A 22,089-nucleotide genomic window follows, 5' to 3' on the forward strand; every position below is an offset into this window, starting at 1 on the left:
GGAGTGGTCATCCCACTCCTAAAGCGACTGTTAGAAAACTATGTGGTCAGGGCTCCTGGGATTAGCACTGTTAGGCACTTGGGTTTGGCTATACTGGCGCTCACGGCGGGGGATAAAAGCAGAAGAACGCTACCGCTCGATCGTGGAGAATCAGCAAGAACTAATTATTTGTTGGTCAACCGCTGACAACAGAATCACCTACGCCAATGCTGCTACAAGAAAATTATTTCAGTGTGACAAAGAACCAGTAGAAAATAAAAGCATATTGGATTATATCTACAGCGAGGACAAAGAATGGGTAACACAAAAAATAAGTGCCCTTAGTTTATTAAGCCCGCACGTGAATATCAAGTGTCGTATTGTCCTACCCGATAAGCAAGTGCGTTGGCAAGTCTGGCAACTCTATCTGACCACGACGCAAGAAGTACAGGGGGTAGGGAGGGATATTACAGAGCAAGTGTTAATTGAAGAAACCCTAGAAAAGTTCGAAAATCGCAGTCGTGCTCTCATTGAGAGTATCCCTGATTCTATTTTTATCGTCAATCGAGAGGGTATTTTACTCGATATTCATTCCCGTCTACCCCTACCCTCCCAACCTGTAGTTTATCCCCATATTAGTAGTTTCCCCTGCTTTCTTGCCATTAGCGATCGTTTATTACGGCTGATTAAAATTGTCCTGACTATGCAACAAATCCAAACCTTAGAATTTAGTTATCCAGAGGGGGAAACCTACTATGAAATGCGGCTAGTGCCAACTGGGGAAGATGAAGTGACTATGATTGTTAGGGATGTCACTGATCGGAAACAGGCAGAAGCTATTCAATTAGCCCTACGCCAGGAGCAGGAGATTAATGAGCTGCAGCAACACTTCTTTGCTATGATTTCCCACGAATTCCGTACACCCTTGAATGTCATGGCGATTGCGATTAGTTCCTTGGAAAATCACGAAATAATAGAGCAAAATCCCAAACTGCGGCGTAGTATTATGCGGATTAAGAATGCCTCCGATCGTATTCTGGCGACAATAGATAATATTATTACCATCTATCAGATTAAGACTAACTTTTTTGTGCCTAACTGGCAGGTGATCTCGATTAATAGTCTTTGTCAAGACGTAATTGAGAAATTAAATATCTACAATCACCAGTCTATTAACTTCTACCCGGAGGAAAGTAATTCTTCTTTTATTAGTGACCCCCGCCTATTGAGTTGTATTTTGGAACAGCTCTTAACCAATGCCCTTAAATATTCCCAATCTGATGTGTTTATCAAAGCTGCGAGGCAGGCTAACACAGTTGAAATTACTGTGTCTGATCAGGGAATTGGCATTCCTGCAGGGGAAGTAAAACATATTTTTGAACCGTTCTTCCGGGGGAGCAACGTGCAAGGGATTCACGGTTCGGGCTTGGGTTTGAGTTTGGTGCAAAAGTGTGTAGAAATTTGTCAAGGCAAGATAGATGTCCTCAGCAATCCAGAGGGGGGCACCACGTTTAGGCTCAACTTCCCTCTCTCGCCTGCATTATGACCTATACTCCCCCTTGGTTTCTAACTAACGGTCTGGCTATGACAGTCTGGACTGCCTTAGTCACTTCCAGGCGCTGGCGTTCAACTGTAGTAGTACCGGAACCAGAATATAGATCAATCCTTTTTAGTGGTCAGGGAAATGTACCGATCTATGGCTGGGTGGCAATTCCGCGCCAGGCAAGAGGAACTGTCATTGCTACCTATGGAATCACGGGCAGTCTAGCAGACCAAGGTTATTTGCGGGTCTTGGGAGCCAAAGCCTATGCCCAGGATTTTGCTGTGGTGTTGTTTGATTGGCGCGCCCATGGGGTGACGGGTTTACTCTCTCCTACCTTGACTTCCGATGGTTTGTATGAAGGGGCGGATTTTGTTGAAATTGCCCACCAAGCCCAGCGTTACGGTTGTCCAGCACCTTGTTTTTTCGTGGGCTATTCCCTGGGGGGACAACTAGCCCTGTGGGGGGCGAAAGAAGCCCAAACTATACCAGAGATAAGGGGAGCTGCTGTAATTTCTCCCAATTTGGATGCAGCCCGTTCTCTCCGTTACCTCTGTCGTACTCCCTGGGGCAGAGCGATCGAACAGCGGATTGCTAGGGAATTAAAAGTCTTAGCTTGGCAGCTTTATCAGGCGCACCCTGGGGCTTTAGACAGAGAAGCAATCGATCGGGCTAACAGCATTTGGGGTTACGACCAGGAATTAGTTGTGCCCCCCTTGGGTCTTGGGAGTGTGGAAGAGTATTACCGTCTCAGCAGCCCCTTACCTTTTTTACCCCACTTGCACAAGCCCACCTTGATTCTCTACCCCCAGGATGACCCCCTGTTTGACCCCACGATCGTGCCCGATTTGGTTGCTGCCTGTCATCACAACCCGCAAATTAGCTTGCTCTTAACTCGGCATGGTGGTCACGGGGGTTTAATTAGCTCCCGCAAATGTCAGCAAGAATATGGTGATCAAGACTGTTGGTGGGGGTGGAATCGGGTTTTAGAGTGGTGTAGTTCTTGGCTATGACATAGCTTCTAGGAGGAGCACATTTTCCACGTGGGCAGTTTGGGGAAACATATCGAGGGGTTGGATTTTGCGGACATGATATTTGTGTAATAAATTTTTTACATCCCTAGCTTGGGTAACGGGGTTACAACTGACATAAATAATTTTGGCAGGGGCTATGGTAAGTAACTGTGCTATCACCTTGTTCGTCATACCCGATCGGGGGGGGTCAGTAATTACCACATCAGGTTGACCGTATTGGCAGACTAAGTTTGGGATGGAAATTGTTTGTAAATCGCCCGTGATGAACTCTACATTGGTGATATTGTTCAACTCCGCATTAAACTTAGCATCACGAATGGCATCTGCAATTAATTCTATGCCCACTACTTTTTGACTGTGACGGGCAGCGGTTAGACTAATAGCACCAGTACCACAGTAGAGGTCATATACTGTTTCATTGTTGTTGAGTTGGGCAAATTCTAAAACTAATTGGAATAGTCTTTCCGCTTGGCTGGTGTTAACTTGAAAGAATGATTTAGGGGTGATGGCAAAACTTAGGTCACCAATTTTTTCCATGATATAAGGCTGCCCAGCAAACAAAGATAATTCACAGTCATAGATAGAGTCATTCCCTTTGGCATTTTGTACTGAGTAGAGAGAAGTAATAGTGGGAAATCTTTGATATAGTCTAGATAACAGAGCTATCTGTTGCTCTAATTGATCGGGATAGAAAGCAATAATCACCATAACTTGCCCTGTAGAACTGGTGCGGATAGTAACATTCCTAAGAGTGCCGATTTGCTGTACGGGATTATAGAAAGTTATACCTAGTTCTTCTGCTATCTCTTTAATTGCCAGGCGGAGGGAGTTACTGGGGTCAGGTTGGAGATAACACGTATCGACCTGAAATATTTTGGCCCAACGGTGGGGTACATGAAATCCTAAGGCATTCGCCTCGGGAGCCTCGCCGACCGACTTGTTACCCGTCAACTCAGGTGATTCTAATTCGGTGACCCACCGATCGTTTGTTGCTGAAAACTCCAACTTATTGCGGTAAAAAAGGGTTTGGGGAGCAGGTAGGACAGGGGGAATTGGTATATCAAATAGTTCCTGCACTAACTCCTGCTTCCACAACAACTGTTGTTCATAACTGACGAATTGCCAGCGACAACCACCACACAACCCAAAATGGGGACAAATTGGCTCTAGGCGTAAATCCGATCGTTTGTGAAAGTAAATAGCTTTACCTGTATAGCTGCCTTTTTCCCGTTTGTAAATCTTCACATCACAAATATCACCTATCACGCCATTTTCTACATAAATTTTTTTGCCCTGCTCACTCCAGCCATAGGCAATCCCTTCTGTACTCATGTTAGTAATTTCCAGGTGATTAATAACTGGTAGCTTTCTCGGTCTCATCGTTATGTCTTAGGATTCGTAGGGGTTTGGGGGGGGGGAGACAGGTATGATTTCCTGGGGAATGATAGCTAATTTACGCTTACCTTGCCACTCGATCGTATCCATTACACCTTTAATCCTTAACCAGCGATCGGGAGGATACCCAGTGCGGTCACTATTTTCTAGCTTAACCAATAAACCTACAGGATAGACATCAGCAGCACAGCAGGTAATCACAAAGCGCGAAATCAAGAAGTAGTTACTGGGAAGACCAGAAGGATGCACCACAAATCCTGTCACATCAACTTTTTGTCCCCTATAGGCATCGGGTTCAGGATAAACATGCAAAGTGCGTACCCATTCCACGATCGTCCGCTGTTCTGGTTTGTTACTGCGACGGAAAGTTTGTGCACCTCTGACTACAGCAAAACTATCATCTATACCCCGTTGAAAAGCGATGTCACTAGCAAAAGGGCGGGGTGGTATTACCAAACCCAAAATGCCTGTCATCAGTAACAATCCGCTGCTCCACTGCCGTGGTAGTAAATTGTTGTGTAATACTGTTTGTTGTGGTTTGAACAGCAATCTAATCCCCAACCCTAAGAGACAAAAACCTGCTCCAATTGTTAGTAATTTGTAATTTGGATGAATTAATAGGAATAGTTGCCCCGTCAGCCACAAACGCAAAAACAAGACACCCCATACCAAAATAGCTAGGGTGTCCACAGTCAATCGGTTGGTCATGGGAAGGTAATCACAACTTCCCGTTTAGTTTAACCTAGAGACTAATAAATTGAGCGCAGAATGCTAACAAATCCGTGACCTGTAACTGCCTCAATAGCCAACAACAGGACAAACCCAATCATGGCAAACCGTCCATTCCATTTCTCAGCAAACTCCGTAAAGCCAAAACGGGGTTCATCGTCAATATACATGGGCGGCTCATAGGCAAAGTTGTTAATTAAACCACGTTCGTCTACAACACTGGTGCGTTGGCGCATAGAAATACATTACTCAATTCAATGCGTCTAATTTAACAAAACTTCACATAAGTTGCCATATCTCCAATGAAAGATTTACCTGTCGCAGGTGCGTTGCACCAAAACCCCGTTGAGAAAGATGTCAGCAATCCCTTCCGCCATCAGGCGTAGTTCTAGGGGGTCGGTTGTCATAGTTTCGTTGCTAAACCCTGCCACAGCAAACATACCTACAAACACGCGGGCAATTACCTTGGGGTCGAGAGAGGCGCGGTAAACGCCCTTAGCAATTGCTTCGGTGAAATAGATTTCAGCAATTTCCGTCATTTTGGCGATTACCTCGGATTGAATCTTGTCCCGCAAATCTGGGTGGAACTGGGCTTCCATAAAGCAAACCTTCATCAGGTCGTGATTTTCCTTCAGGTGGGTCATCCGCCGTAACATCATTTGGGAAATAGCTTTGTAGCTACCCATTTCGCTTAATTCTGTCAATAAGTCGGTGAGCATCTTAATCCAGCCCTGGGTTGCCACTTCTACCAAAATTGCCTTCTTGTTACTGAAGTAGCGAAACAGAGTTCCCTCTGCTACCCCTGCATGATTGGCAAGGTCTTTAGTCGTAGTGCCCTCAAATCCCTGTTCCGCAAACAGCTTCTGTGCTGATTGCAAGATGCGCGACCTAGTATCGATTTCCATGCCAACAGTGTGAGACAATTTCATAGGACTACACCAGTAACTGAGGTAATTTTGCCCCATTTGCCCCAGGAGGAGAAGGTGTTGATGTATTTCTACAGAAAATGCAACAATTGATTACCTAGCGTAGGCAAATTGTATGGATTCCGTTACACACCCCAGTAGTGAAATTAGCCGTTTGTTAGATTTGCTACCTGCTTCCTGGCGGATGCACACGATCGTGGCGCAGCGGCCTGACCAAGCCCAGGTGATTACTAGCACACCGATTTTACCCTGGCGGCGAGATACGCAAATTAAAATCAACTTTCGTTACTGGTTTAATCTACCTGTAAATGAGCGGGATTTGTTATTCTTAGCTGAAGTGTCCTGGCGGCAACAGACCCAATACTTCCAGTGGGGAACATATCAATTGGTAAGTTTATTTGCCCTAGCAGGCACAATTTGGGAGACAATTGAGGGGGATATTCCTGGTTTAGCAGTAGGAGTTTTATTAATAGCAATTGCCTGGAAACAAATCGATCGGCAGAGTAAGAGTGCCAAAACTTTTTTGGAGTCGGATAATGAGGCAATTCGAGTGGCGCAGCGACGGGGTTACACAGATGTGGTAGCAGCTAGGAGTTTATTGGAGGGTATCCAAAATGCGGCTAAGTTGGAAGGAAGACAAATTCCTTCTTTTACGGAGTTAATACGCTGCCAAAATTTGCGTTCATTAGCAGGCATTTCCAAAATCACTGTTCCTTCTGAGGTGGAGTAATTACAATAGACCCCGATAACGAATAAACAAAAGAATAGCTGACCAGGAACCGAGAGCTACTTTCACAGCCACCAAAATATTTAATATGGGAATCCAACCCCCACTGAATAAGTCACCAAATTTACCATAAACTAACTCCATACCCCCTAGACTAAGCACAGCTAGCACAATAAATATGGCAACGGAAATTTTCTCCAAAGCATTAGCCCGCCAACGTTTATAAATCTTTTCCATGTATGCCCAGGAAGAAGTGATTGCTACTAGCCCAATTGCTGTTCCCCCTGCTACTCCCGCTGCAAATCCTCCCCCAGGACTCAAATGACCCCTAATGGCTAACTCAATTCCTACTAGCGTGGCTATTGTGGCTCCCAGTCTTGCTAAAACGATCGAGGGGGCATCAGTAAATTGATAAACTTTCTGCACAGGGGATTCATTAGCTAGCAAGTAACCCACGCCCATAATAGCAATAGTAAATACAGTTACCTCAAAAATAGTATCGTATAGGCGATTGTGCAGAATAATAGCGGAGACAGTGTTAGGGATATCGGCAAATTCCGCAATGGCATTCACGATATTAAAGCCTGGGTCGTAGTCAGCATTGGTGACAATCGCTAGCAGCTTCGCGCAGATAAGAATACTGCAGATAGTAGCAATAATTTTCATACTGGTTCCTCCCTTTTCTCCCATAGGACAATCTCCAGGTTAGGCATAGACTCCTTAGTTAGAATTTCATACAATCTGGGTACACGGATTACTAATCTATTGCCTGCCATATCACTTCTGTCAAACTGGCAGTGGATGTCGCCTTTCTGTAAAGCCAAGTTGAGGTCATCTGAATTAGCAAATTCCACTATTTCCAGTCGCATAAAGTGTTTGCCCAGTAACCTACTAATTGGAGCCAGTATAGGGTCAGATTTATCTAGTTTTATAGCACCAATACGCATACTCAAAGAGGCCCTGACTGCAATAGCATAAAGAGTAATTGATAACATGGTGCCCACTAAAGCATCAGTCAAAGAGACATCTGCTGCGCCTAGCAAGGCATAGACCAGTGCAGAAATAGCCCCCAAGATTCCCCGCATAACTAGGGCGGTATAGGGATTAGTTTGAATTACCACCATGACAGCACTGAGAGGCAATAAAAACACGATCGGTACTAGGTATAACTCATCCATCTCTCTGCCCTCCGCGGGAACAAAAAGCTAACACATAGCCTAAAATTGTGTTCCAAATTGCTAGGGAAATTAATGCCAAAAATAGCAATGACCAATCTGCCGGAAAGTGCACGAGCAAGCCGACAGTGATAGCCATAGAACCCAAGGTATCAGAAACAGACAGACTGTGGAGCTTAAATAGCACCGATCGTTTTCCCAGTAAGGGCAGGGTGCCCCACAACCAAAATATCAAGCCTAGAGAGATCAAGCTATAACTAATAATTTCTTTCATAACTCATTTAACCGCCGTAAAATATGAGCCAACAACATTAAAGCTGCATTTCCTAAACTGAGAATTAGTACCCCTACAACACCGATCGTCCAATCATTACGAATCACAGATATAACCAAAACCATGACTGATGTTTTGGTGGCAATACTACAAAAAGCCAACATTCTTTGCCACACATCTTGGTCTTTTGCCCCTACATAAATAGGTATGAGGAGGATTAATAACATAACCATTAACACTATAGTCATTGTCGTTTTACTCGGTGGACTTCGTAGTAACCATCTTCACGGTAGTTGAGAACAATTGTTTTCGGCGTAAATGTAATCACGAATATCTCTAAAAAAATCAGTGCTGGAATGCGGTTTACCCTGACTCTCTCCAAAGTCACCTGTTCCTGTTGATGGGGAAAAATAATCATCTCTATGGCTTCGAAATAGGCGCGGGGGATGGAAACAATAATATTCCAGATCGCTAATAGCCATTCCCCCACAGTTGCCCTTCCCCTTCTATTAGGCAAGACTAACACAATTACTAAACCAATAATAATGTTAGCTATACTCAAATCAGCAGTAAGTAGAAACCAAATTAACAATCTAAGTAGGAGGTTAAGGTAGTTCATAGGCAATCAAGCTAAAGATCAAAATTGCGACAATAGTTACTAGACTTAGTAAATTGTCCAGCTTTTCTAGGGGGGAGAAATAGTTCCACTTGAGCCTACGCAGTATCAGATAATAAATCCCTGCACCCAATCCAACTAGAATCAAAGTTTGGCTTATTTTATCCCATCTATAACTGTTCAGATATAGGAAACTACCCATTACTAGAATGGCACTTAGAAATATACCCGGACTATTTTCCATCTCTAACTTTTTGCCCTGCAGGGGAAGCAATAGTACGGGAGATAAAATAATAGACGTACCGATGCTGCAGATGTTTAACCACAAGCTTTGCCAGGGAGGCAGACTAGTCAAAACTAAATCCTTGGCGCTAAATCCCACTAACCCAGGTACACCCATAATTGAGAGGCTGCATACAACTAATACCAACCAACTTGAGAAAGGTATCCCAGATATACTACCTACTTGCCGCGACGGTAAAGTACTGCTAGTTAAAAACAAGCCTGCCTTGGCTAACCCGTGGGCTAGGGCATAGAAACCAGCAGTTGCATTACCAGCGAGAATATAACCCAGTTGGGAAATAGTGCTAAAAGCAAATATCCGTTTGATGTCTGTACAAAATATCCCTAAAACCACGCCAAGAGTAGCAGTAGCTGTGCTAAAAATTTCCACGATCGGAGTCAACTCTTCTACCATCTGGGCACAACGAATAATGGGGAAAATGCCTGTTTTTACCACGATACCTGATAGAGTTGCCGACACAGGACTTTCGGACTCTGCATGGGTTAAAGGTAACCACATACCTGAGAGAAATATCCCTCCCTTGGTTAGTAATCCTAGTAAAATTAAGGATGTGGCTTCGGGGGAGGCATTATCTAAAGCTGTGAAGGCAAAGGAACCCTGCGCTTGAAATACTAATACCACCCCCACCAAATAAAATAACATTACAGTATTGCTCACGAGGAGATAGCGTAGACCGATCCATATCGATCGGTTAGTGCGAGGATAGGAAATCAATAAGGATGTAGCTATAGCTATTACTTCCAGGGATACGTACAGAGTAATAAAATCAGCACAGCAAAATACAGAATTGACACTGCCATGCAAGATAGTTAGTTGAGTGTAGAAATAGGGACTTTTAGATTTCAGCCAGGCATAAATCACTACTGCTAAAGTTACCAAGCCATTGGTTAGTATGAAATAGCCACTGAGATTGTCCACAGTTAGACTAACACCAAAGTTACCCATCAAAACTAAGCTAAATTCCTGACGAGTAACTAAAATAATGCCACCACAAACAATGGACAGGAGACTAGCAGTAGTTGCTAAAAACCGATCGGTTCTCGGCAATAGGTAAGCGATAAAACCTAATAAAAAGGGTAGGAAGATGAAGATAACCGTCAAAGCTCTCACTATTTCCCACCCTCAATTTCACTTACTTCTAAAGTAGGATGATCCTTGGCTATTTTGATCGCTCCCACTAGCATCAACGCCTGGATCGATAAACCAATGACAATTGCTGTGAGAATTACTGCCTGGGGCACAGGATCACCATAATCCAAATTCGATCGGTCGGCGACAATTGGTGCAATTAGCCCCCTGCGGGCAGCGATAAATACATAAAAGGCCACTACCCCTGTACTCATCACATCCATGGCAATAATTTTCATCAGCAAGTTCTTTTTCCAGAGAATGCCAAAGAAACCGATCGTGACTGTTGCCAGCACTAACGCCTTAACTATTGCTGTAACACTAAACAGCAACATCAGCAGTTCTCAGCCCCGCCACCACAGTTTCTAAGGCAATTCTGCGGTCAGCTACTTGATTTTCAGGGGGAATTAAATCCAAAACTCCTAGACGTTGGAGACGAATTTTTGTCGCTCCTTTTGCCCCAGCTAGAAACACATTCCTGCCCTCCTCTACGGCTTCTTTGATAACGTTTTCAATTGCCAAAGAGGCAGTTACTCCAAGCATAGGTACATCCCCTAAGTCAATAATAATAGTATCGACCTTCTGCATAGCGTTGTGTTCTCGGGCAATTGCCTTGGCTACCCCAAAAATCATGGGACCGCTTAAGTAAAATAATAATACCTTGCCCTTGGCCTGATTGAGTAATTCTTTTTCTAGGGCACTGAGGGGCATGTCATCATCTGAATCAGTGATTGTCCTCACTTCCTGGGATTGGAGATTAGAAAGTTTCTCAATGGTCAGAATGTTGGCAATAAATACCCCAACCCCCACTGCCACAATCAAATCTACTAGGACAGTTAATGCCAGTACTCCGTACATGATCAAAGCACCCCGTAGAGAAACTATATGGGCCCGCTTCAGGAAACTCCAGTCTAGAATATCAATACCTACCTTGACAGCGATGCCGGCTAACACGGCCATAGGGATATTCTGCATAAGTGGGGCAGCCCCTAAAACAATCACCAGCAGAACAAGGGCGCGACAAATTCCAGAGACTGCTGTTTTTGCACCAGTTTGAATGTTAACTACTGTCCCCATTGTGGCCCCTGCCCCTGGCAAGCCGCCACAAAATCCAGAGACAATATTGCCTATCCCCTGGCCGATTAGTTCTTTGTCAGAGTCATGCTGAGTGCGAGTTAAACTATCAGCAATCACTGCTGTCAAAAGTGTGTCAATACACCCCAGCATACCCAGGACGAGACCATCGACAAAAATTTGTGTTGCTTGCTCCGGAGTAAATACAGGGAAACGAAATTCTGGTAGACCAACAGGAATTACACCAATTCTACGTATATCAGTGCCATTAAAAGCAATAACCGACACGATCGTACCAAGAACTAGTGCTAACAATTGGGGTGGGCAATAGCGCTTCCACTTAGAAGGAATGAGAAAAATAATAGCAAGGGTCAGCCCCCCTAGAATTAAATCGGGAGTGTTAATCCCTGTCAACAAATTTGGTAGGTTTTTAATGACTCCAATTACGCCCCCCTTGGGTGCCGCTTGTCCCAAAATCGCAGGGATTTGCAAGATAATTAAAATCACACCAATCCCCGACATGAACCCAGAAACCACACTGTAGGGCATCAGGGTAATGTATTTACCTAACTTGAAAAAGCCAAACACCACCTGGAATAGACCTGCCAACATTACCACAGTAAATGCCATAGCTATGCCGGTCTCTCGATCGGGAGCACTGGCTGTCAAGCCTGCTACCACTGAGGTCATGACTACGGTCATGGGTCCTGTTGGCTCGGAGATCAGGGTAGGAGTACCGCCAAAGAGGGCAGCAAAAAAACCTACACAGATTGCCCCGTATAATCCCGCAATCGGACTTTGCAAAGCTGCCATGCCAAAGGTGAGAGCCAGGGGAACCGAGACGATCGCTGTGGTCACCCCCCCCAGGATGTCGTTCCGCAAGTTGTCGAATTTAATCAAGTTTGTGATTGCCATAGGAAAATTTTTATAGAAATTTAATAATCTAAAACTTAGCAAGTTTAGAGAGAAATCTATATTAAGTAGATATTTATATTTCTAAGTCTAACCATATACAAAAATCTATAGTTTGTCCGCTGTAAGATAGGACTAGGTAATTATTTATGTATCTAGGGTAGTCTTATAGACAAGAGTTTGGGGGGGATATGAGCAAGGTTTTGGACAATCGCTACAAACTGTTAAAAGTCCTGGGCAAGGGGGGGTTTGGGCGCACCTATCTGGCACGGGATCAGCGGCGACCGGGGGCACCTTTGTGTGTAGTCAAGCAACTGAAACCAGCTAGTAATGACCCAGAGTTTATTCGAGAGGCACGGCGGCTGTTTGCGGCAGAGGCGGAAACCCTAGAAAGGCTGGGTAAGCACGACCAGATTCCCCAGCTACTGGCTTATTTTGAGGAAGACAACGATTTTTTCCTAGTACAGGAGTACATTGATGGTACGCCCCTTAACAAAGACTTAGAAGCGCCTTTGCCCTCCGAGGGAGAGGAGATCACTGCTGCGGATATTGTTCTATCTGCACAGGCCCAGCCCAGAGGTAGGCAACTGTCAGAGACAGAAGTGATCAAGATTTTGAAGGATATTTTGAATGTATTGGAGTTTGTCCATGCGGAAAATGTCATTCACCGCGATATTAAACCAGAGAATTTGATCCGCCGCCACAGTGATAACAAACTCGTCTTGATTGACTTTGGGGCAGTGCGGGCAATGACGGATGAAAATGCCAAGCTAGAAGTGGTGGATGGACAGTCTCGCTTTACCGTCACGATCGGTACCCCTGGTTATATGCCCAGCGAACAGTGTGCTGGTCGCCCCAATTACACCAGTGACATCTATGCCGCTGGCATGGTAGCCATTCGTGCCTTAACGGGGATTGACCCCCAGGATTTGCCCACTGACCCTGAAACAGGGGAAGTTGTTTGGCGGGATAAAGCCAAGGTAAGTAATGGTTTGGCAATGGTTTTAAGCCGCATGGTGCGCTATCGCTTTACTGAGCGTTATCAATCCGTGAAAGAAGTGCAACAGGCTCTCAATGCCTTTTTAATTGCTCCTGATACCAAACCTGTCATCACTGGTCGTAGTCGCGCTACTACAGCCAGACCGAAAACAACAATTACCAAAGCCCAGGTGCAATCCAGTGCAGGGGCAGGTTTATTGATCATTGGTTTACTGTGCATAGTGGCAGCGATCGGTTTTTTGGTTTTAGGTAGGACTTCTACGCAAAAGGAGGTTTTGGTGATCAAGGAGGACAAACCCCAGCCTGCCCCAGAACCAGTGAAAAAGACAGCCAATCCGTCAGCAACGTCTGAGGTGCAAATTATCGAAAACAGTGTCAATCTAGTAGATGATCAAGAGACACAATTGCAAGGTAATATTTTGAAGGGGCAGGTAGTGCACTACAAATTTACTGCCAAGCCTGAACAACGGTTTAAGTTAAAAGCAATGGGTGATGGCATAGTTGTCAATCTCCTAGCACCTGGGGCAGCTCTCCTAAAGAGCAATATCAGCACCTACGACGATCTGTTGACGAGGGGGGGAGAATATATTGTGGAAATCAAACCCACACTGAATCAAAGTAGCTACTCCCTGCAGTTATTATTGGCTGCTCCCCCTGCAGAAGTGGAAAGGGTGATTCAGGTGCGCTAGGCTAAACTACCCCCAGGCGTTGTAATAGAGGTAGGCGGTTGCTAGTGAATTGCTCCCAAGCTTTTTTCAAGTGGGTGATGTTTTCTTCAGGAGTCTCTAGGGTCTTGCCTTCCACGATCATCTTTTGGTTTTGACTAGCGAGGATTTGCCAAGCAAAGTCAACGGGGCTTTTTTGGTTAGCCATGGCTAACAGGAACATTTGTTCCACACGATTGACTTGTACACCAGTTCCCAGTGTAGGTGAAGCAAGGAAGGATAGCTGGGCAGAATAGGGGGATTGTTCAATCACAAACCGATTAAACTTGTCGGTTATAGCTTTGCGTTTCTTATATCCTTCCAGGGGTAGGACCGGGTGGAAATAGCCCAATCCTGTGAAGATAACAATTGCCTGAAAAAGGTTTTGGGGGGTTATACCCGTCAAGCTACTGTGGCTTTGTAGTTCACCAAAGGTAAGTATGTTGTCTTTGAGTACTTGCACGATCGGTTGATAGATTTGCTCTTGTAATTTAGCCTGACCCGCTGTAAAAGTGTGTTCATATTTGACTTCTTCCAGACTGACAATAAGAGTGAAGCGCTGCTTGTGCAGCTGCTGTAGATGTTGACCGCCCAACAGTTTACCGACACCACGATAGAATAAATCCCGCCGAAATTGAGCATTGGTAAGAAAGTCTTTCATCTGTTCCTTTTCCACAGGATTAGTCACTTCATTGTAGAGGGGCATCAGGTTAGGAGCGATCGTAATGTTGTCAATTTGCTCCAAAATACTAGCAGAGCCAACAAAGCTGAGTTTGGCATCATTCATTTCCGCCGCCACCTGCTCAAAATACAAGGCTTGCCAATGCTCATTAAAGTATTCATGAATGAGATACAAACGGTCTTGTTTTGCATAACGCTCGTACCTGGTTTTGAGAATAGGGTTTTGCACAAAGTAGGGAGCATTGGCTTCAATCATCTTGCTCACTAGATCGAGGGCACTGTTCATCTTCTGCAAAATGTCCCCTGTCGCTCGTCTGCCTTGCCAGCGCAAAAGATATTGCATAGGCGCTGCTGCTCCCCAACCAGGCATACAGTTGTAAGATACATAAACAGCACCACCAGGTTTGAGTTTTTCCTTGATGAAATTAACGATGGCTCTTCTATTTTCGACACTAATCCAGCTGTAGATGCCATGTAGGCAGATAAAATCAAATTGGGGCAAATCTCTGTGCAAAAATTCCTTAAAGCTGTCATCGTAGAAAGTGACATTGGTTAACCCTGCCCCTTCCGCTAAACTTCTAGCCGTAACAATATGTTGAGGGTTATAGTCAGTGGCATAAAATTTGCCTTGGGGGTAGCAGGCAGCTAGAATCGTAGTCGTCAATCCCTGCCCACAGGCTAACTCACAGTAGGTAAAGTCATCGGGATTGTAGCTATGCTTTATGCCCCGCAACAGGGTGGCAAAGTCAATCCAAATCGGGCTTAGCTCTCGGTAGAAGCCAAAGGTGTATTCAACCTCTGATACATAACCCTCGTTCCAGCTCATCTTTTTCCCTTGCCCTGCACAATTGTCTGCATAATATTACCAGATGTAGAAATGTGTGCTAGCTATGAGCATGCCTACAGTGGCGGGATGGATAGGCAAGTTCAGTTGAGGAGCAAGAGCGGTCTTTCCTCAGAAATATAGTAAAACTTGAGCAGGTGGACTACTATAATCTGTTTGTCATCGCGAAGGAGTGGACACAATGGTACAGTATGCCCTGGCAAAAAAACAATGGACGATTCAGGACAGCGAAGATTTGTATCGCATCAAGGGCTGGGGCGAACCCTACTTTAGTATCAATGAGGCAGGGCATGTCACGGTGACTCCCGCGGGAGAACGGGGGGGCTGTATCGATCTATATGAGCTAGTGGAGGACTTACGTCAACGTAATCTACGGCTGCCTTTGTTAGTGCGCTTTTCCGATATTCTAGCCGATCGGATTGAGCGCTTAAATGCCTGCTTTGCCCGCGCTATTGCTCGCTATAACTACAACGGGGTCTATCGGGGGGTCTATCCCGTTAAAGTCAATCAGCAGCGGCAATTGGTGGAAGAGTTGGTGCGTTTTGGTAAGCCCTATCAGTTTGGCTTGGAGGCGGGGTCGAAACCAGAGTTATTAATTGCTTTAGCCCTATTGCAAACGCCAGGAGCACTTTTGATTTGTAATGGCTACAAAGATGCGGCCTACATTGAAACGGCATTGTTATCCCAGCGGTTGGGACAAACTCCCATTGTTGTGCTGGAACAATTGGAAGAACTTGACCTCGTCCTGCGGGCAACCATTAAACTGGGCATTAAACCCATTCTGGGGGTAAGGGCAAAGCTCAGCACTAAGGGGACAGGGCGCTGGGGAGAGTCCGCGGGGGACCGGGCGAAGTTTGGTTTGAGTATTTATGAGATTTTGGAGGTAGTCGATCGTTTACGGGATGCGGGTTTGCTGGATACGCTGCAACTGTTACATTTCCACATTGGTTCCCAGATTAGTTCTATCTCTGTGATCAAGGATGCCCTGCGGGAAGCGTCGCAAATCTATGTGCAGTTAGCTCTGCTGGGAGCAAATATGCAGTACATGGATGTGGGTGGGGGTTTGGGGGTGGACTACGACGGCTCCCAGACTAATTTCTATGCTTCCCAGAACTATACCATGCAAAACTATGCCTATGATGTGGTGGCTGCCATTAAGGAAGCCTGTGCCAAACACAATATCCCTGTGCCCACGATCGTCAGTGAAAGCGGTAGGGCCATTGCTGCCCATCAGTCGGTGTTAATTATGGATGTAGTGAGTGTGAGTGGAACACCGACCCAACCGATCGTGCCCCCTGGGGAGGATGACCCCTTGGTATTGAAGAACATCTACGAGACTTTGCAGAACATTTCGGAGCAAAATTACCAAGAGGCTTATCACGATGCCACACAGTTCAAAGAGGAAGCGACGAGTTTGTTTTCCTTTGGTTATATCTCTTTGAAGGACAGAGCCAGGGTAGAACGAATTTACTACGAATGCTGTGAACGGATTTTAGCCATCATGCGGCGTTTGGAATATGTGCCCGATGATTTGGAAGAACTGGAAAAGTTCATGGCAAAAATTTACTATTGCAATTTCTCGGTCTTTCAGTCCGTACCTGATAGCTGGGCGATCGATCAACTTTTTCCCATTATGCCGATTCATCGATTGAATGAAGAGCCTACTTGGCGCGGTACGTTGGCAGATTTGACCTGTGACAGTGACGGCAAGATTGATAAATTTATTGACCTGAGAGATGTGAAGTCAGTGTTAGAATTGCATCCCTTTGTGCCAGGGGAACACTACTACCTGGGCATCTTTTTAGCAGGTGCCTACCAGGAGATTCTAGGGGACTTACACAATCTCTTTGGTGATACAGATGCTGTGCATATTCATTTGACCCCTGGGGGTTATCAAGTGGAACACGTGATTAAGGGAGACAGTATGACGGAGGTGTTACAGTACGTACAGTACGATCGGGAGAGTCTGCTAGAGTGCATGCGTCGCCAGACGGAAAAAGCCCTGCAACAAAAACAAATCAGCCTCACAGAAGCCCGTTTACTTTTGCAGAACTATGAAACTAGTTTGAACAGCTATACCTATCTTAGTTAAGTATGACCCTTAGCCCCCGTATAATTTTTGTCTGCAGTCTGCTCTTTGTCATTATGATTCTCTTAGTGCAGAACTTGGGCACATTTGTACGGATTGCTTTTCTGGGCTTTTCTTCCTTACCCCTGCCTTTGAGTGTAGCGATGTTGTTTGCCTTTCTCAGTGGGGGGCTGTCTGCTTTTCTCTGGCAGCAATTAGCCCGGTGGATAGCTCCTCCTTCAGAAAAACCAGCGGACAACCGCACAGAAACAACGGAGACAGAGGATGATGAAGAATATGACTATGATGACGATGAAGATGATGTGATCGAGGTAGAGTACATCGATCGTTAACAAAAGTCAAACTTACTGCCCAGGGGATCAGCTATCCCTCTGGTAAAATTGGGGATAAACTAAAAGGTAGCTGTAACTATGATTATGACAATTCCCCACAATGAAGCCCGCCGTTACCTGCGCTTTCCCCCTGACCCTACAGACGTTGCTTTTTTAGATTTCACCGTCTGGCGCGACAAGTTTACAGCGGAACTAGCAGCGGTTGTGGTGGATGTAGCGCCTAAAGGGGGCTGCAGTCTGGTGTTTCGTCTGCCAAAGGACTTACAGATAGTGGAGGGGCAGCGCTGTCGGATCAAGGTAGGGGATATGACACCGCTGATAGCAGAATTGGTGTGGAAGAAAGAAATTGACAAAGACATTTACCGTTGTGGGTTCATGTTTCTCAACTAAATAGCTTGCTACCTAGGCGCACGATCGTGGCTCCTGCTTTGATTGCTTCCTGGTAATCAGCGGACATGCCCATAGATAGATGGGGAAGTTTTAACCCCTGTGCCTCTAACTGAGCGCGGAGGGGGTGAATGCGTTGGAAAATTTCATAGGCAGCTTCTCCCACCACTCCCTGGGGCAATATGGTCATCAGTCCCACTAGCCGCAGATGGAGGAATTGCCGAAGCTGGGGTGCGGCGGCCAAAAGTTGGTCAGGCTCCCAGCCAAATTTAGTAGGGTCAGGGGCGAGTTTTACTTGGAGGAGGAGCTGGGGTGATTTGCCCACAATAGGAACTAACCGATCGATTTCCTCTGCCAATTCTAGGCGATCGAGGGAGTGAATCCAGTCAAACAATTGTAGTGCTTTCTTGACTTTATTCCGCTGCAAATGCCCAATCAGATGCCAGGTCAAATCGGGGTAGCCCTGGAAATGGGGATACTTTTCCGCAGCAGCCTGGAGGCGGTTTTCGCCAAAGTGTCTAATACCAGCGGCATAGGCTTGGTGCATGGCTTCTAGGGAGGCAGATTTAGTCACCGCGACCAGAGTGACATGGGGGGGCAGAGATGCCAAGACTTCCTGCATAGAAAACCTAGCCGAAATTAACGCCATCTGATGTAATGGTAGGGGAACAAATAGCAAAAAAACATGGCTTACAAATATTCACGCATCTTGCTTAAACTGAGCGGCGAGGCTTTGATGGGAAATCGTGGATATGGCATTGATGCAGAGGTAGTACACACTATCGCCGAGGAAGTAGCAGACATCGCCAGGGACGGAGTAGAAGTAGCGATCGTGGTGGGGGGGGGTAATATTTTTCGGGGCATCCAGGGAGCCGCCCAAGGCATGGACAGAGCTACAGCGGACTATATCGGGATGATTGCCACAGTCATGAATGCCCTCACCCTGCAAGATGCCCTAGAACGCCTGGAGAAGCCCGTTGCCACTAGAGTCCTGACAGCCATTCAGATGCAGGAGGTAGCAGAACCCTATATCCGCCGCCGTGCCATCCGTCATTTAGAAAACAAACGGGTAGTCATTTTTGGCGCTGGCTCCGGCAATCCTTTTTTTACTACCGACACAACCGCTGCTTTAAGGGGGGCAGAGATTAACGCTGAAATCATTTTCAAAGCCACCAACGTCGACGGTGTCTATGACAGTGACCCCCGCCACAATCCCCATGCCCATCGCTTTGACCATATTAGTTACGATGCCGTAATTGCCAAGGGACTGAAAGTAATGGATTCCACTGCCTTTACCCTCTGTCGAGAAAACAATATACCGATCGTGGTCTTTAACCTGTTAGAGAAGGGCAATATCAAACGGGCAGTGATGGGGGAACCCGTAGGGACTTATGTTGGCAATTTTTGTATGTTACGCAGTTAATGCCTGGTCTACTAGTTAATTTTGCCTTCCTGCACCCCCAGCCCACAGGACTGGCTACCTATGCTCTCAACCTATTGCCCTACCTAACAGAATTAGAGGCCCAGATTGCCTCTCCCCTCTCCCTACCCGTTCCCCACCTGATCCCTACCCCTAAACACATGACTGCCCAAGAGGGACTGGCAGGACACGCCCGCCGTCTGTGGTGGACACAGTGGCAATTGCCCCAAATCTATCGCCAACTCCACAGTCGCTTACTGTTTAGCCCCATTCCCGAAGCTCCCCTTTGGCAGAATTGTCGTTTTGTCGTAACTGTCCATGACCTGATCCCCCTGCGGTTTGGCAAATGGTCTTCCCGTCTGAGTAATTATTTTCGCTTTGTTGTGCCCCAAATTCTGCAGCAGGCTACCCATATTCTCTGTAATTCCCATAGCACTGCCCAGGAAGTAGGGGATTTCTTTCAGATTAAACCCGATCGGCTAACTGTTATTCCCCTGGCTTTTGACCCCGATCGTTTCTATTGCTTGCATCTCCCCACTGCCAATTATTTCTTGTATATTGGTCGACACGATCGCCATAAGAATTTACCCCGTTTAATTCAGGCATTTCAACAGGTGGATAGGGATTACGAATTGTGGATTAGTGGCAGTTATGACCAGCGTTATACCCCTGCCCTGGTTCGGTTAGTAGAGGAACTAGAGTTGAGGGAGCGGGTGAAATTTATTGGCTATATTGAGCGGGAGAATTTATGTCCCCTACTCAATCAAGCGGTGGCGTTAGTGTTACCTAGTTTGTGGGAAGGCTTTGGTTTACCCGTATTAGAGGCAATGGCTTGCGGCACCCCTGTAATTACTGCCAATCTCTCCGCCCTGCCTGAAACCGCGGGTGATGCTGCTCTATTAGTTGACCCCTACAACGTCGATGACATTGCCGACAAAATGAAGGCATTAACTCGATCGGACGCGCTTCGCGCTCAGTTGCGCCAGTTGGGGTTAGAGCGGGTAAAACATTTTAGCTGGCAGAAAACGGGGAGAGCCACTGTGGCAGTCCTAGCCAATTATTTGTAAGATAGAAGCGTGGGTCAGATAACTACCAGCCATGAAGCTACACCGCATGGGGCACACTGCTATCTGCGTCAAAGACATTCCTAAGGCGATCGAGTTTTACCAGCTCTTGGGGATGGAACTAGTCTGGCAAGACCAAGACTGGGCATATTTGAAAGCAGGGGATGACGGTTTAGCTCTCCTAGGACCTGAGTATCGGGGGGCGGGACCCCACTTTGGCTTTATTTTTAAGGACCGATCGGAACTAGAAGCCCATCACCAACGCCTGAAAGCAGCGGGAGTACTGGTAGGGGAAATTCATGGACATCGCGACGGCACCGCTTCGTTTTATAGTAAAGATTTAGACAATAACACGATCGAATTTCTCTACGAGCCTTGACGACACCGAAAATCCTGATTGCTAATCGCGGGGAAATAGCTCTCCGTATCCTGCGCACCTGTGAAGAAATGGGCATTCCGACGGTAGTAGTTTACTCCCAAGCCGATCGGAACTCTTTGCCTGTGCAACTAGCGACAGAAGCAGTCTGCATTGGTGAACCCCCCAGTTCCAAAAGTTACCTCAACATTCCCAACATCATTGCTGCTGCTTTGAGCAGGGGAGCCACTGCTATTCATCCTGGCTATGGTTTTTTGTCAGAGAACGCCCGCTTTGCCGAAATCTGTGCCGATCACAAGTTATTGTTTATTGGACCATCCCCTGCCGCCATTGCCGCGATGGGAGACAAATCCACTGCCAAGAAGACGATGCAACGGGCAGGCATACCCACCATTCCAGGGAGCGATGGACTGATTGAAAGTGAAGAGCAAGCCCGCAAAGTCGCCGATCGGATTGGCTACCCCATTATCTTGAAAGCCACGGCGGGGGGAGGGGGGAGAGGCATGCGCATCGTGCGGACACCCGAGGAACTAGGTACGCTCCTAAAAGCCGCCCAGGGAGAAGCAGAAGCTGCCTTTGGTAACGGGGGGGTATACATTGAAAAACTGATCGAAGAACCGCGGCACATTGAATTTCAAATTCTTGCCGATGCCTACGGTAACGTCATTCACCTAGGGGAGCGGGATTGTTCCGTGCAGCGTCGCCATCAAAAACTGATAGAAGAAGCCCCTAGCCCTGCTCTTAGTCAAAACTTGAGAATCAAAATGGGCAACGATGCTGTCAAAGCCGCCAAAAGCATCAACTACGTAGGGGTAGGCACGATCGAATTTCTCCTAGACAAAGACCAGAAATATTATTTTATGGAGATGAACACCCGCATTCAGGTGGAGCATCCCGTAACAGAGATGATTACAGGCATTGACCTAGTGGCAGAACAAATTCGGGTGGCAATGGGAGAAAGACTGCGTTTGACCCAGAAAGATATAGTGCTGCGGGGGCATGCCATCGAATGTCGCCTCAATGCAGAAGACCCCCGCCATAACTTTCGCCCCAGCCCAGGTATTATTCGCGGTTATTTACCGCCTGGGGGACCTGGTGTACGCATGGATTCCCACATTTATACTGACTACGAAATCCCCCCCTATTATGATTCTCTCCTAGGTAAACTGATAGTCTGGGCGCAAGACCGCCCCGCTGCCATTGTGCGGATGAAACGTGCCCTCTCAGAATGTGTGATTACTGGTGTACCGACCACGATCGGTTTTCACCGCGCCATCTTGGCTGATGAGAAATTCCAGAGTGGCAAAGTATTCACCAATTTCGTTGCCGAGTTTATGGCTAGAAACCCAGAATTTAGCTTGTAGTATGATGGGAAAGGAG

At 46.3% G+C, this 22,089-nt stretch carries 25 protein-coding genes; 11 read left to right on the top strand and 14 right to left on the bottom strand.

Annotated features, from left to right (window positions below; translation table 11 throughout):
- The first annotated feature begins 40 nt into the window (after positions 1-40).
- Together NZM01_07935 and NZM01_07940 are read left to right on the top strand one after the other, a co-directional pair.
- Complete coding sequence (locus tag NZM01_07935) at positions 41-1,525, top strand: ATP-binding protein (protein MCS6959964.1); 1,485 nt, start codon at positions 41-43, stop codon at positions 1,523-1,525.
- Entirely contained in the window at positions 1,522-2,532 is a 1,011-nt protein-coding gene (locus NZM01_07940; GenBank protein MCS6959965.1) for an alpha/beta fold hydrolase, read from the top strand. The genes NZM01_07935 and NZM01_07940 overlap by 4 nt, the downstream gene beginning before the upstream one ends.
- Here the strand turns inward: NZM01_07940 and rlmD are convergent.
- The 4 genes from rlmD to NZM01_07960 all read right to left on the bottom strand — a co-directional run bounded on the left by rlmD (position 2,527) and on the right by NZM01_07960 (position 5,606).
- The gene (gene rlmD / locus NZM01_07945; GenBank protein ID MCS6959966.1) at positions 2,527-3,933 is read right to left on the bottom strand and encodes a 23S rRNA (uracil(1939)-C(5))-methyltransferase RlmD; all 1,407 of its coding nucleotides are present in this window, start codon (positions 3,931-3,933) and stop codon (positions 2,527-2,529) included. The genes NZM01_07940 and rlmD overlap by 6 nt on opposite strands.
- A 9-nt stretch (positions 3,934-3,942) precedes the next feature.
- The gene (locus NZM01_07950; GenBank protein MCS6959967.1) at positions 3,943-4,656 is read right to left on the bottom strand and encodes a TIGR03943 family protein; all 714 of its coding nucleotides are present in this window, start codon (positions 4,654-4,656) and stop codon (positions 3,943-3,945) included.
- A 41-nt stretch (positions 4,657-4,697) separates the two neighbouring features.
- The gene (locus NZM01_07955; protein MCS6959968.1) at positions 4,698-4,913 is read right to left on the bottom strand and encodes a chlorophyll A-B-binding protein; all 216 of its coding nucleotides are present in this window, start codon (positions 4,911-4,913) and stop codon (positions 4,698-4,700) included.
- 75 nt (positions 4,914-4,988) lie between these two features.
- Positions 4,989-5,606 (bottom strand): TetR/AcrR family transcriptional regulator, encoded by a 618-nt coding sequence (locus NZM01_07960; GenBank protein ID MCS6959969.1) that lies wholly within the window; start codon positions 5,604-5,606, stop codon positions 4,989-4,991.
- Positions 5,607-5,718: 112 nt separating this feature from the next.
- On the opposite strand from NZM01_07960, the gene NZM01_07965 reads away from it, so the two are divergent.
- Positions 5,719-6,333 (top strand): DUF3318 domain-containing protein, encoded by a 615-nt coding sequence (locus NZM01_07965; protein MCS6959970.1) that lies wholly within the window; start codon positions 5,719-5,721, stop codon positions 6,331-6,333.
- Here NZM01_07965 and NZM01_07970 read toward each other — a convergent pair whose 3' ends face one another.
- The 8 genes from NZM01_07970 to NZM01_08005 are packed head-to-tail and all read right to left on the bottom strand — an operon-like array spanning position 6,334 to position 11,816.
- Positions 6,334-6,996, bottom strand: a complete 663-nt coding sequence (locus NZM01_07970) for a Na(+)/H(+) antiporter subunit B (GenBank protein ID MCS6959971.1) — start codon at positions 6,994-6,996, stop codon at positions 6,334-6,336.
- Positions 6,993-7,508: a DUF4040 domain-containing protein gene (locus tag NZM01_07975; GenBank protein ID MCS6959972.1), complete on the bottom strand. Its 516-nt coding sequence runs from the start codon at positions 7,506-7,508 to the stop codon at positions 6,993-6,995. The genes NZM01_07970 and NZM01_07975 overlap by 4 nt, the downstream gene beginning before the upstream one ends.
- The gene (locus NZM01_07980; GenBank protein ID MCS6959973.1) at positions 7,501-7,779 is read right to left on the bottom strand and encodes a monovalent cation/H(+) antiporter subunit G; all 279 of its coding nucleotides are present in this window, start codon (positions 7,777-7,779) and stop codon (positions 7,501-7,503) included. Before NZM01_07980 ends, NZM01_07975 begins: the two co-directional genes overlap by 8 nt.
- Positions 7,776-8,027 carry a hypothetical protein gene (locus NZM01_07985; protein ID MCS6959974.1) on the bottom strand — a complete coding sequence of 84 codons (252 nt, stop codon included), beginning with the start codon at positions 8,025-8,027 and terminating at the stop codon, positions 7,776-7,778. The genes NZM01_07980 and NZM01_07985 overlap by 4 nt, the downstream gene beginning before the upstream one ends.
- Positions 8,024-8,398, bottom strand: coding sequence for a cation:proton antiporter (locus NZM01_07990; GenBank protein ID MCS6959975.1), 375 nt, complete (start codon positions 8,396-8,398; stop codon positions 8,024-8,026). The genes NZM01_07985 and NZM01_07990 overlap by 4 nt, the downstream gene beginning before the upstream one ends.
- Positions 8,385-9,809, bottom strand: a complete 1,425-nt coding sequence (locus NZM01_07995; protein ID MCS6959976.1) for a cation:proton antiporter — start codon at positions 9,807-9,809, stop codon at positions 8,385-8,387. The genes NZM01_07990 and NZM01_07995 overlap by 14 nt, the downstream gene beginning before the upstream one ends.
- Positions 9,809-10,162, bottom strand: a complete 354-nt coding sequence (locus tag NZM01_08000) for a cation:proton antiporter subunit C (protein ID MCS6959977.1) — start codon at positions 10,160-10,162, stop codon at positions 9,809-9,811. Before NZM01_08000 ends, NZM01_07995 begins: the two co-directional genes overlap by 1 nt.
- Positions 10,149-11,816 carry a SulP family inorganic anion transporter gene (locus NZM01_08005; GenBank protein ID MCS6959978.1) on the bottom strand — a complete coding sequence of 556 codons (1,668 nt, stop codon included), beginning with the start codon at positions 11,814-11,816 and terminating at the stop codon, positions 10,149-10,151. Before NZM01_08005 ends, NZM01_08000 begins: the two co-directional genes overlap by 14 nt.
- A gap of 188 nt (positions 11,817-12,004) precedes the next feature.
- Here NZM01_08005 and NZM01_08010 point away from each other — a divergent pair, with 188 nt between their 5' ends.
- On the top strand, positions 12,005-13,501 hold the full coding sequence (locus NZM01_08010) for a serine/threonine protein kinase (GenBank protein MCS6959979.1): 1,497 nt from the start codon (positions 12,005-12,007) through the stop codon (positions 13,499-13,501).
- A 1-nt stretch (position 13,502) separates the two neighbouring features.
- Here the strand turns inward: NZM01_08010 and NZM01_08015 are convergent, their stop codons facing one another.
- Positions 13,503-15,023 (bottom strand): class I SAM-dependent methyltransferase, encoded by a 1,521-nt coding sequence (locus NZM01_08015; GenBank protein MCS6959980.1) that lies wholly within the window; start codon positions 15,021-15,023, stop codon positions 13,503-13,505.
- 199 nt (positions 15,024-15,222) lie between these two features.
- Between NZM01_08015 and speA the strand changes: the two genes are divergently transcribed.
- From speA to NZM01_08030, 3 genes are all read left to right on the top strand, one after another.
- Positions 15,223-17,133, top strand: a complete 1,911-nt coding sequence (gene speA / locus NZM01_08020; GenBank protein ID MCS6959981.1) for a biosynthetic arginine decarboxylase — start codon at positions 15,223-15,225, stop codon at positions 17,131-17,133.
- A 53-nt stretch (positions 17,134-17,186) separates the two neighbouring features.
- A complete protein-coding gene (locus NZM01_08025; GenBank protein ID MCS6959982.1) occupies positions 17,187-17,462 on the top strand; it encodes a hypothetical protein in 276 nt (91 codons plus the stop codon).
- A gap of 78 nt (positions 17,463-17,540) precedes the next feature.
- Complete coding sequence (locus tag NZM01_08030; protein MCS6959983.1) at positions 17,541-17,852, top strand: hypothetical protein; 312 nt, start codon at positions 17,541-17,543, stop codon at positions 17,850-17,852.
- Here NZM01_08030 and NZM01_08035 read toward each other — a convergent pair.
- Positions 17,845-18,498 carry a YggS family pyridoxal phosphate-dependent enzyme gene (locus NZM01_08035; GenBank protein MCS6959984.1) on the bottom strand — a complete coding sequence of 218 codons (654 nt, stop codon included), beginning with the start codon at positions 18,496-18,498 and terminating at the stop codon, positions 17,845-17,847. The genes NZM01_08030 and NZM01_08035 overlap by 8 nt on opposite strands.
- A 36-nt stretch (positions 18,499-18,534) precedes the next feature.
- On the opposite strand from NZM01_08035, the gene pyrH reads away from it, so the two are divergent.
- The 4 genes from pyrH to accC are packed head-to-tail and all read left to right on the top strand — an operon-like array spanning position 18,535 to position 22,073.
- Positions 18,535-19,272 carry a UMP kinase gene (pyrH, locus tag NZM01_08040; GenBank protein MCS6959985.1) on the top strand — a complete coding sequence of 246 codons (738 nt, stop codon included), beginning with the start codon at positions 18,535-18,537 and terminating at the stop codon, positions 19,270-19,272.
- Positions 19,272-20,336: a glycosyltransferase family 4 protein gene (locus NZM01_08045; protein MCS6959986.1), complete on the top strand. Its 1,065-nt coding sequence runs from the start codon at positions 19,272-19,274 to the stop codon at positions 20,334-20,336. Before pyrH ends, NZM01_08045 begins: the two co-directional genes overlap by 1 nt.
- Positions 20,337-20,367: 31 nt before the next feature.
- The gene (locus NZM01_08050) at positions 20,368-20,712 is read left to right on the top strand and encodes a VOC family protein (protein MCS6959987.1); all 345 of its coding nucleotides are present in this window, start codon (positions 20,368-20,370) and stop codon (positions 20,710-20,712) included.
- Entirely contained in the window at positions 20,709-22,073 is a 1,365-nt protein-coding gene (gene accC, locus NZM01_08055; protein ID MCS6959988.1) for an acetyl-CoA carboxylase biotin carboxylase subunit, read from the top strand. Before NZM01_08050 ends, accC begins: the two co-directional genes overlap by 4 nt.
- Positions 22,074-22,089 lie beyond the last annotated feature (16 nt).

Source organism: Pseudanabaenaceae cyanobacterium SKYG29 (assembly GCA_025055675.1).
GTDB lineage: Bacteria > Cyanobacteriota > Cyanobacteriia > Pseudanabaenales > Pseudanabaenaceae > M5B4.

Coding starts and splice junctions, on each gene's coding strand:
- NZM01_08005 (MCS6959978.1), bottom strand. CDS start 11,816: ATGGCAATCACAAACTTGATTAAATTCGACAACTTGCGGAACGACATC.
- NZM01_07975 (MCS6959972.1), bottom strand. CDS start 7,508: ATGGATGAGTTATACCTAGTACCGATCGTGTTTTTATTGCCTCTCAGT.
- NZM01_08025 (MCS6959982.1), top strand. CDS start 17,187: ATGATTCTCTTAGTGCAGAACTTGGGCACATTTGTACGGATTGCTTTT.
- NZM01_07980 (MCS6959973.1), bottom strand. CDS start 7,779: ATGAAAGAAATTATTAGTTATAGCTTGATCTCTCTAGGCTTGATATTT.
- NZM01_07955 (MCS6959968.1), bottom strand. CDS start 4,913: ATGCGCCAACGCACCAGTGTTGTAGACGAACGTGGTTTAATTAACAAC.
- pyrH (MCS6959985.1), top strand. CDS start 18,535: ATGGCTTACAAATATTCACGCATCTTGCTTAAACTGAGCGGCGAGGCT.
- NZM01_07950 (MCS6959967.1), bottom strand. CDS start 4,656: ATGACCAACCGATTGACTGTGGACACCCTAGCTATTTTGGTATGGGGT.
- NZM01_08035 (MCS6959984.1), bottom strand. CDS start 18,498: ATGGCGTTAATTTCGGCTAGGTTTTCTATGCAGGAAGTCTTGGCATCT.
- NZM01_08010 (MCS6959979.1), top strand. CDS start 12,005: ATGAGCAAGGTTTTGGACAATCGCTACAAACTGTTAAAAGTCCTGGGC.
- NZM01_08045 (MCS6959986.1), top strand. CDS start 19,272: ATGCCTGGTCTACTAGTTAATTTTGCCTTCCTGCACCCCCAGCCCACA.
- NZM01_07960 (MCS6959969.1), bottom strand. CDS start 5,606: ATGAAATTGTCTCACACTGTTGGCATGGAAATCGATACTAGGTCGCGC.
- NZM01_07965 (MCS6959970.1), top strand. CDS start 5,719: ATGGATTCCGTTACACACCCCAGTAGTGAAATTAGCCGTTTGTTAGAT.
- rlmD (MCS6959966.1), bottom strand. CDS start 3,933: ATGAGACCGAGAAAGCTACCAGTTATTAATCACCTGGAAATTACTAAC.
- NZM01_08030 (MCS6959983.1), top strand. CDS start 17,541: ATGATTATGACAATTCCCCACAATGAAGCCCGCCGTTACCTGCGCTTT.
- speA (MCS6959981.1), top strand. CDS start 15,223: ATGGTACAGTATGCCCTGGCAAAAAAACAATGGACGATTCAGGACAGC.
- NZM01_07940 (MCS6959965.1), top strand. CDS start 1,522: ATGACCTATACTCCCCCTTGGTTTCTAACTAACGGTCTGGCTATGACA.
- NZM01_08015 (MCS6959980.1), bottom strand. CDS start 15,023: ATGAGCTGGAACGAGGGTTATGTATCAGAGGTTGAATACACCTTTGGC.
- NZM01_08000 (MCS6959977.1), bottom strand. CDS start 10,162: ATGTTGCTGTTTAGTGTTACAGCAATAGTTAAGGCGTTAGTGCTGGCA.
- NZM01_08050 (MCS6959987.1), top strand. CDS start 20,368: ATGAAGCTACACCGCATGGGGCACACTGCTATCTGCGTCAAAGACATT.
- NZM01_07985 (MCS6959974.1), bottom strand. CDS start 8,027: ATGACTATAGTGTTAATGGTTATGTTATTAATCCTCCTCATACCTATT.
- NZM01_07935 (MCS6959964.1), top strand. CDS start 41: ATGTGGTCAGGGCTCCTGGGATTAGCACTGTTAGGCACTTGGGTTTGG.
- NZM01_07990 (MCS6959975.1), bottom strand. CDS start 8,398: ATGAACTACCTTAACCTCCTACTTAGATTGTTAATTTGGTTTCTACTT.
- NZM01_07970 (MCS6959971.1), bottom strand. CDS start 6,996: ATGAAAATTATTGCTACTATCTGCAGTATTCTTATCTGCGCGAAGCTG.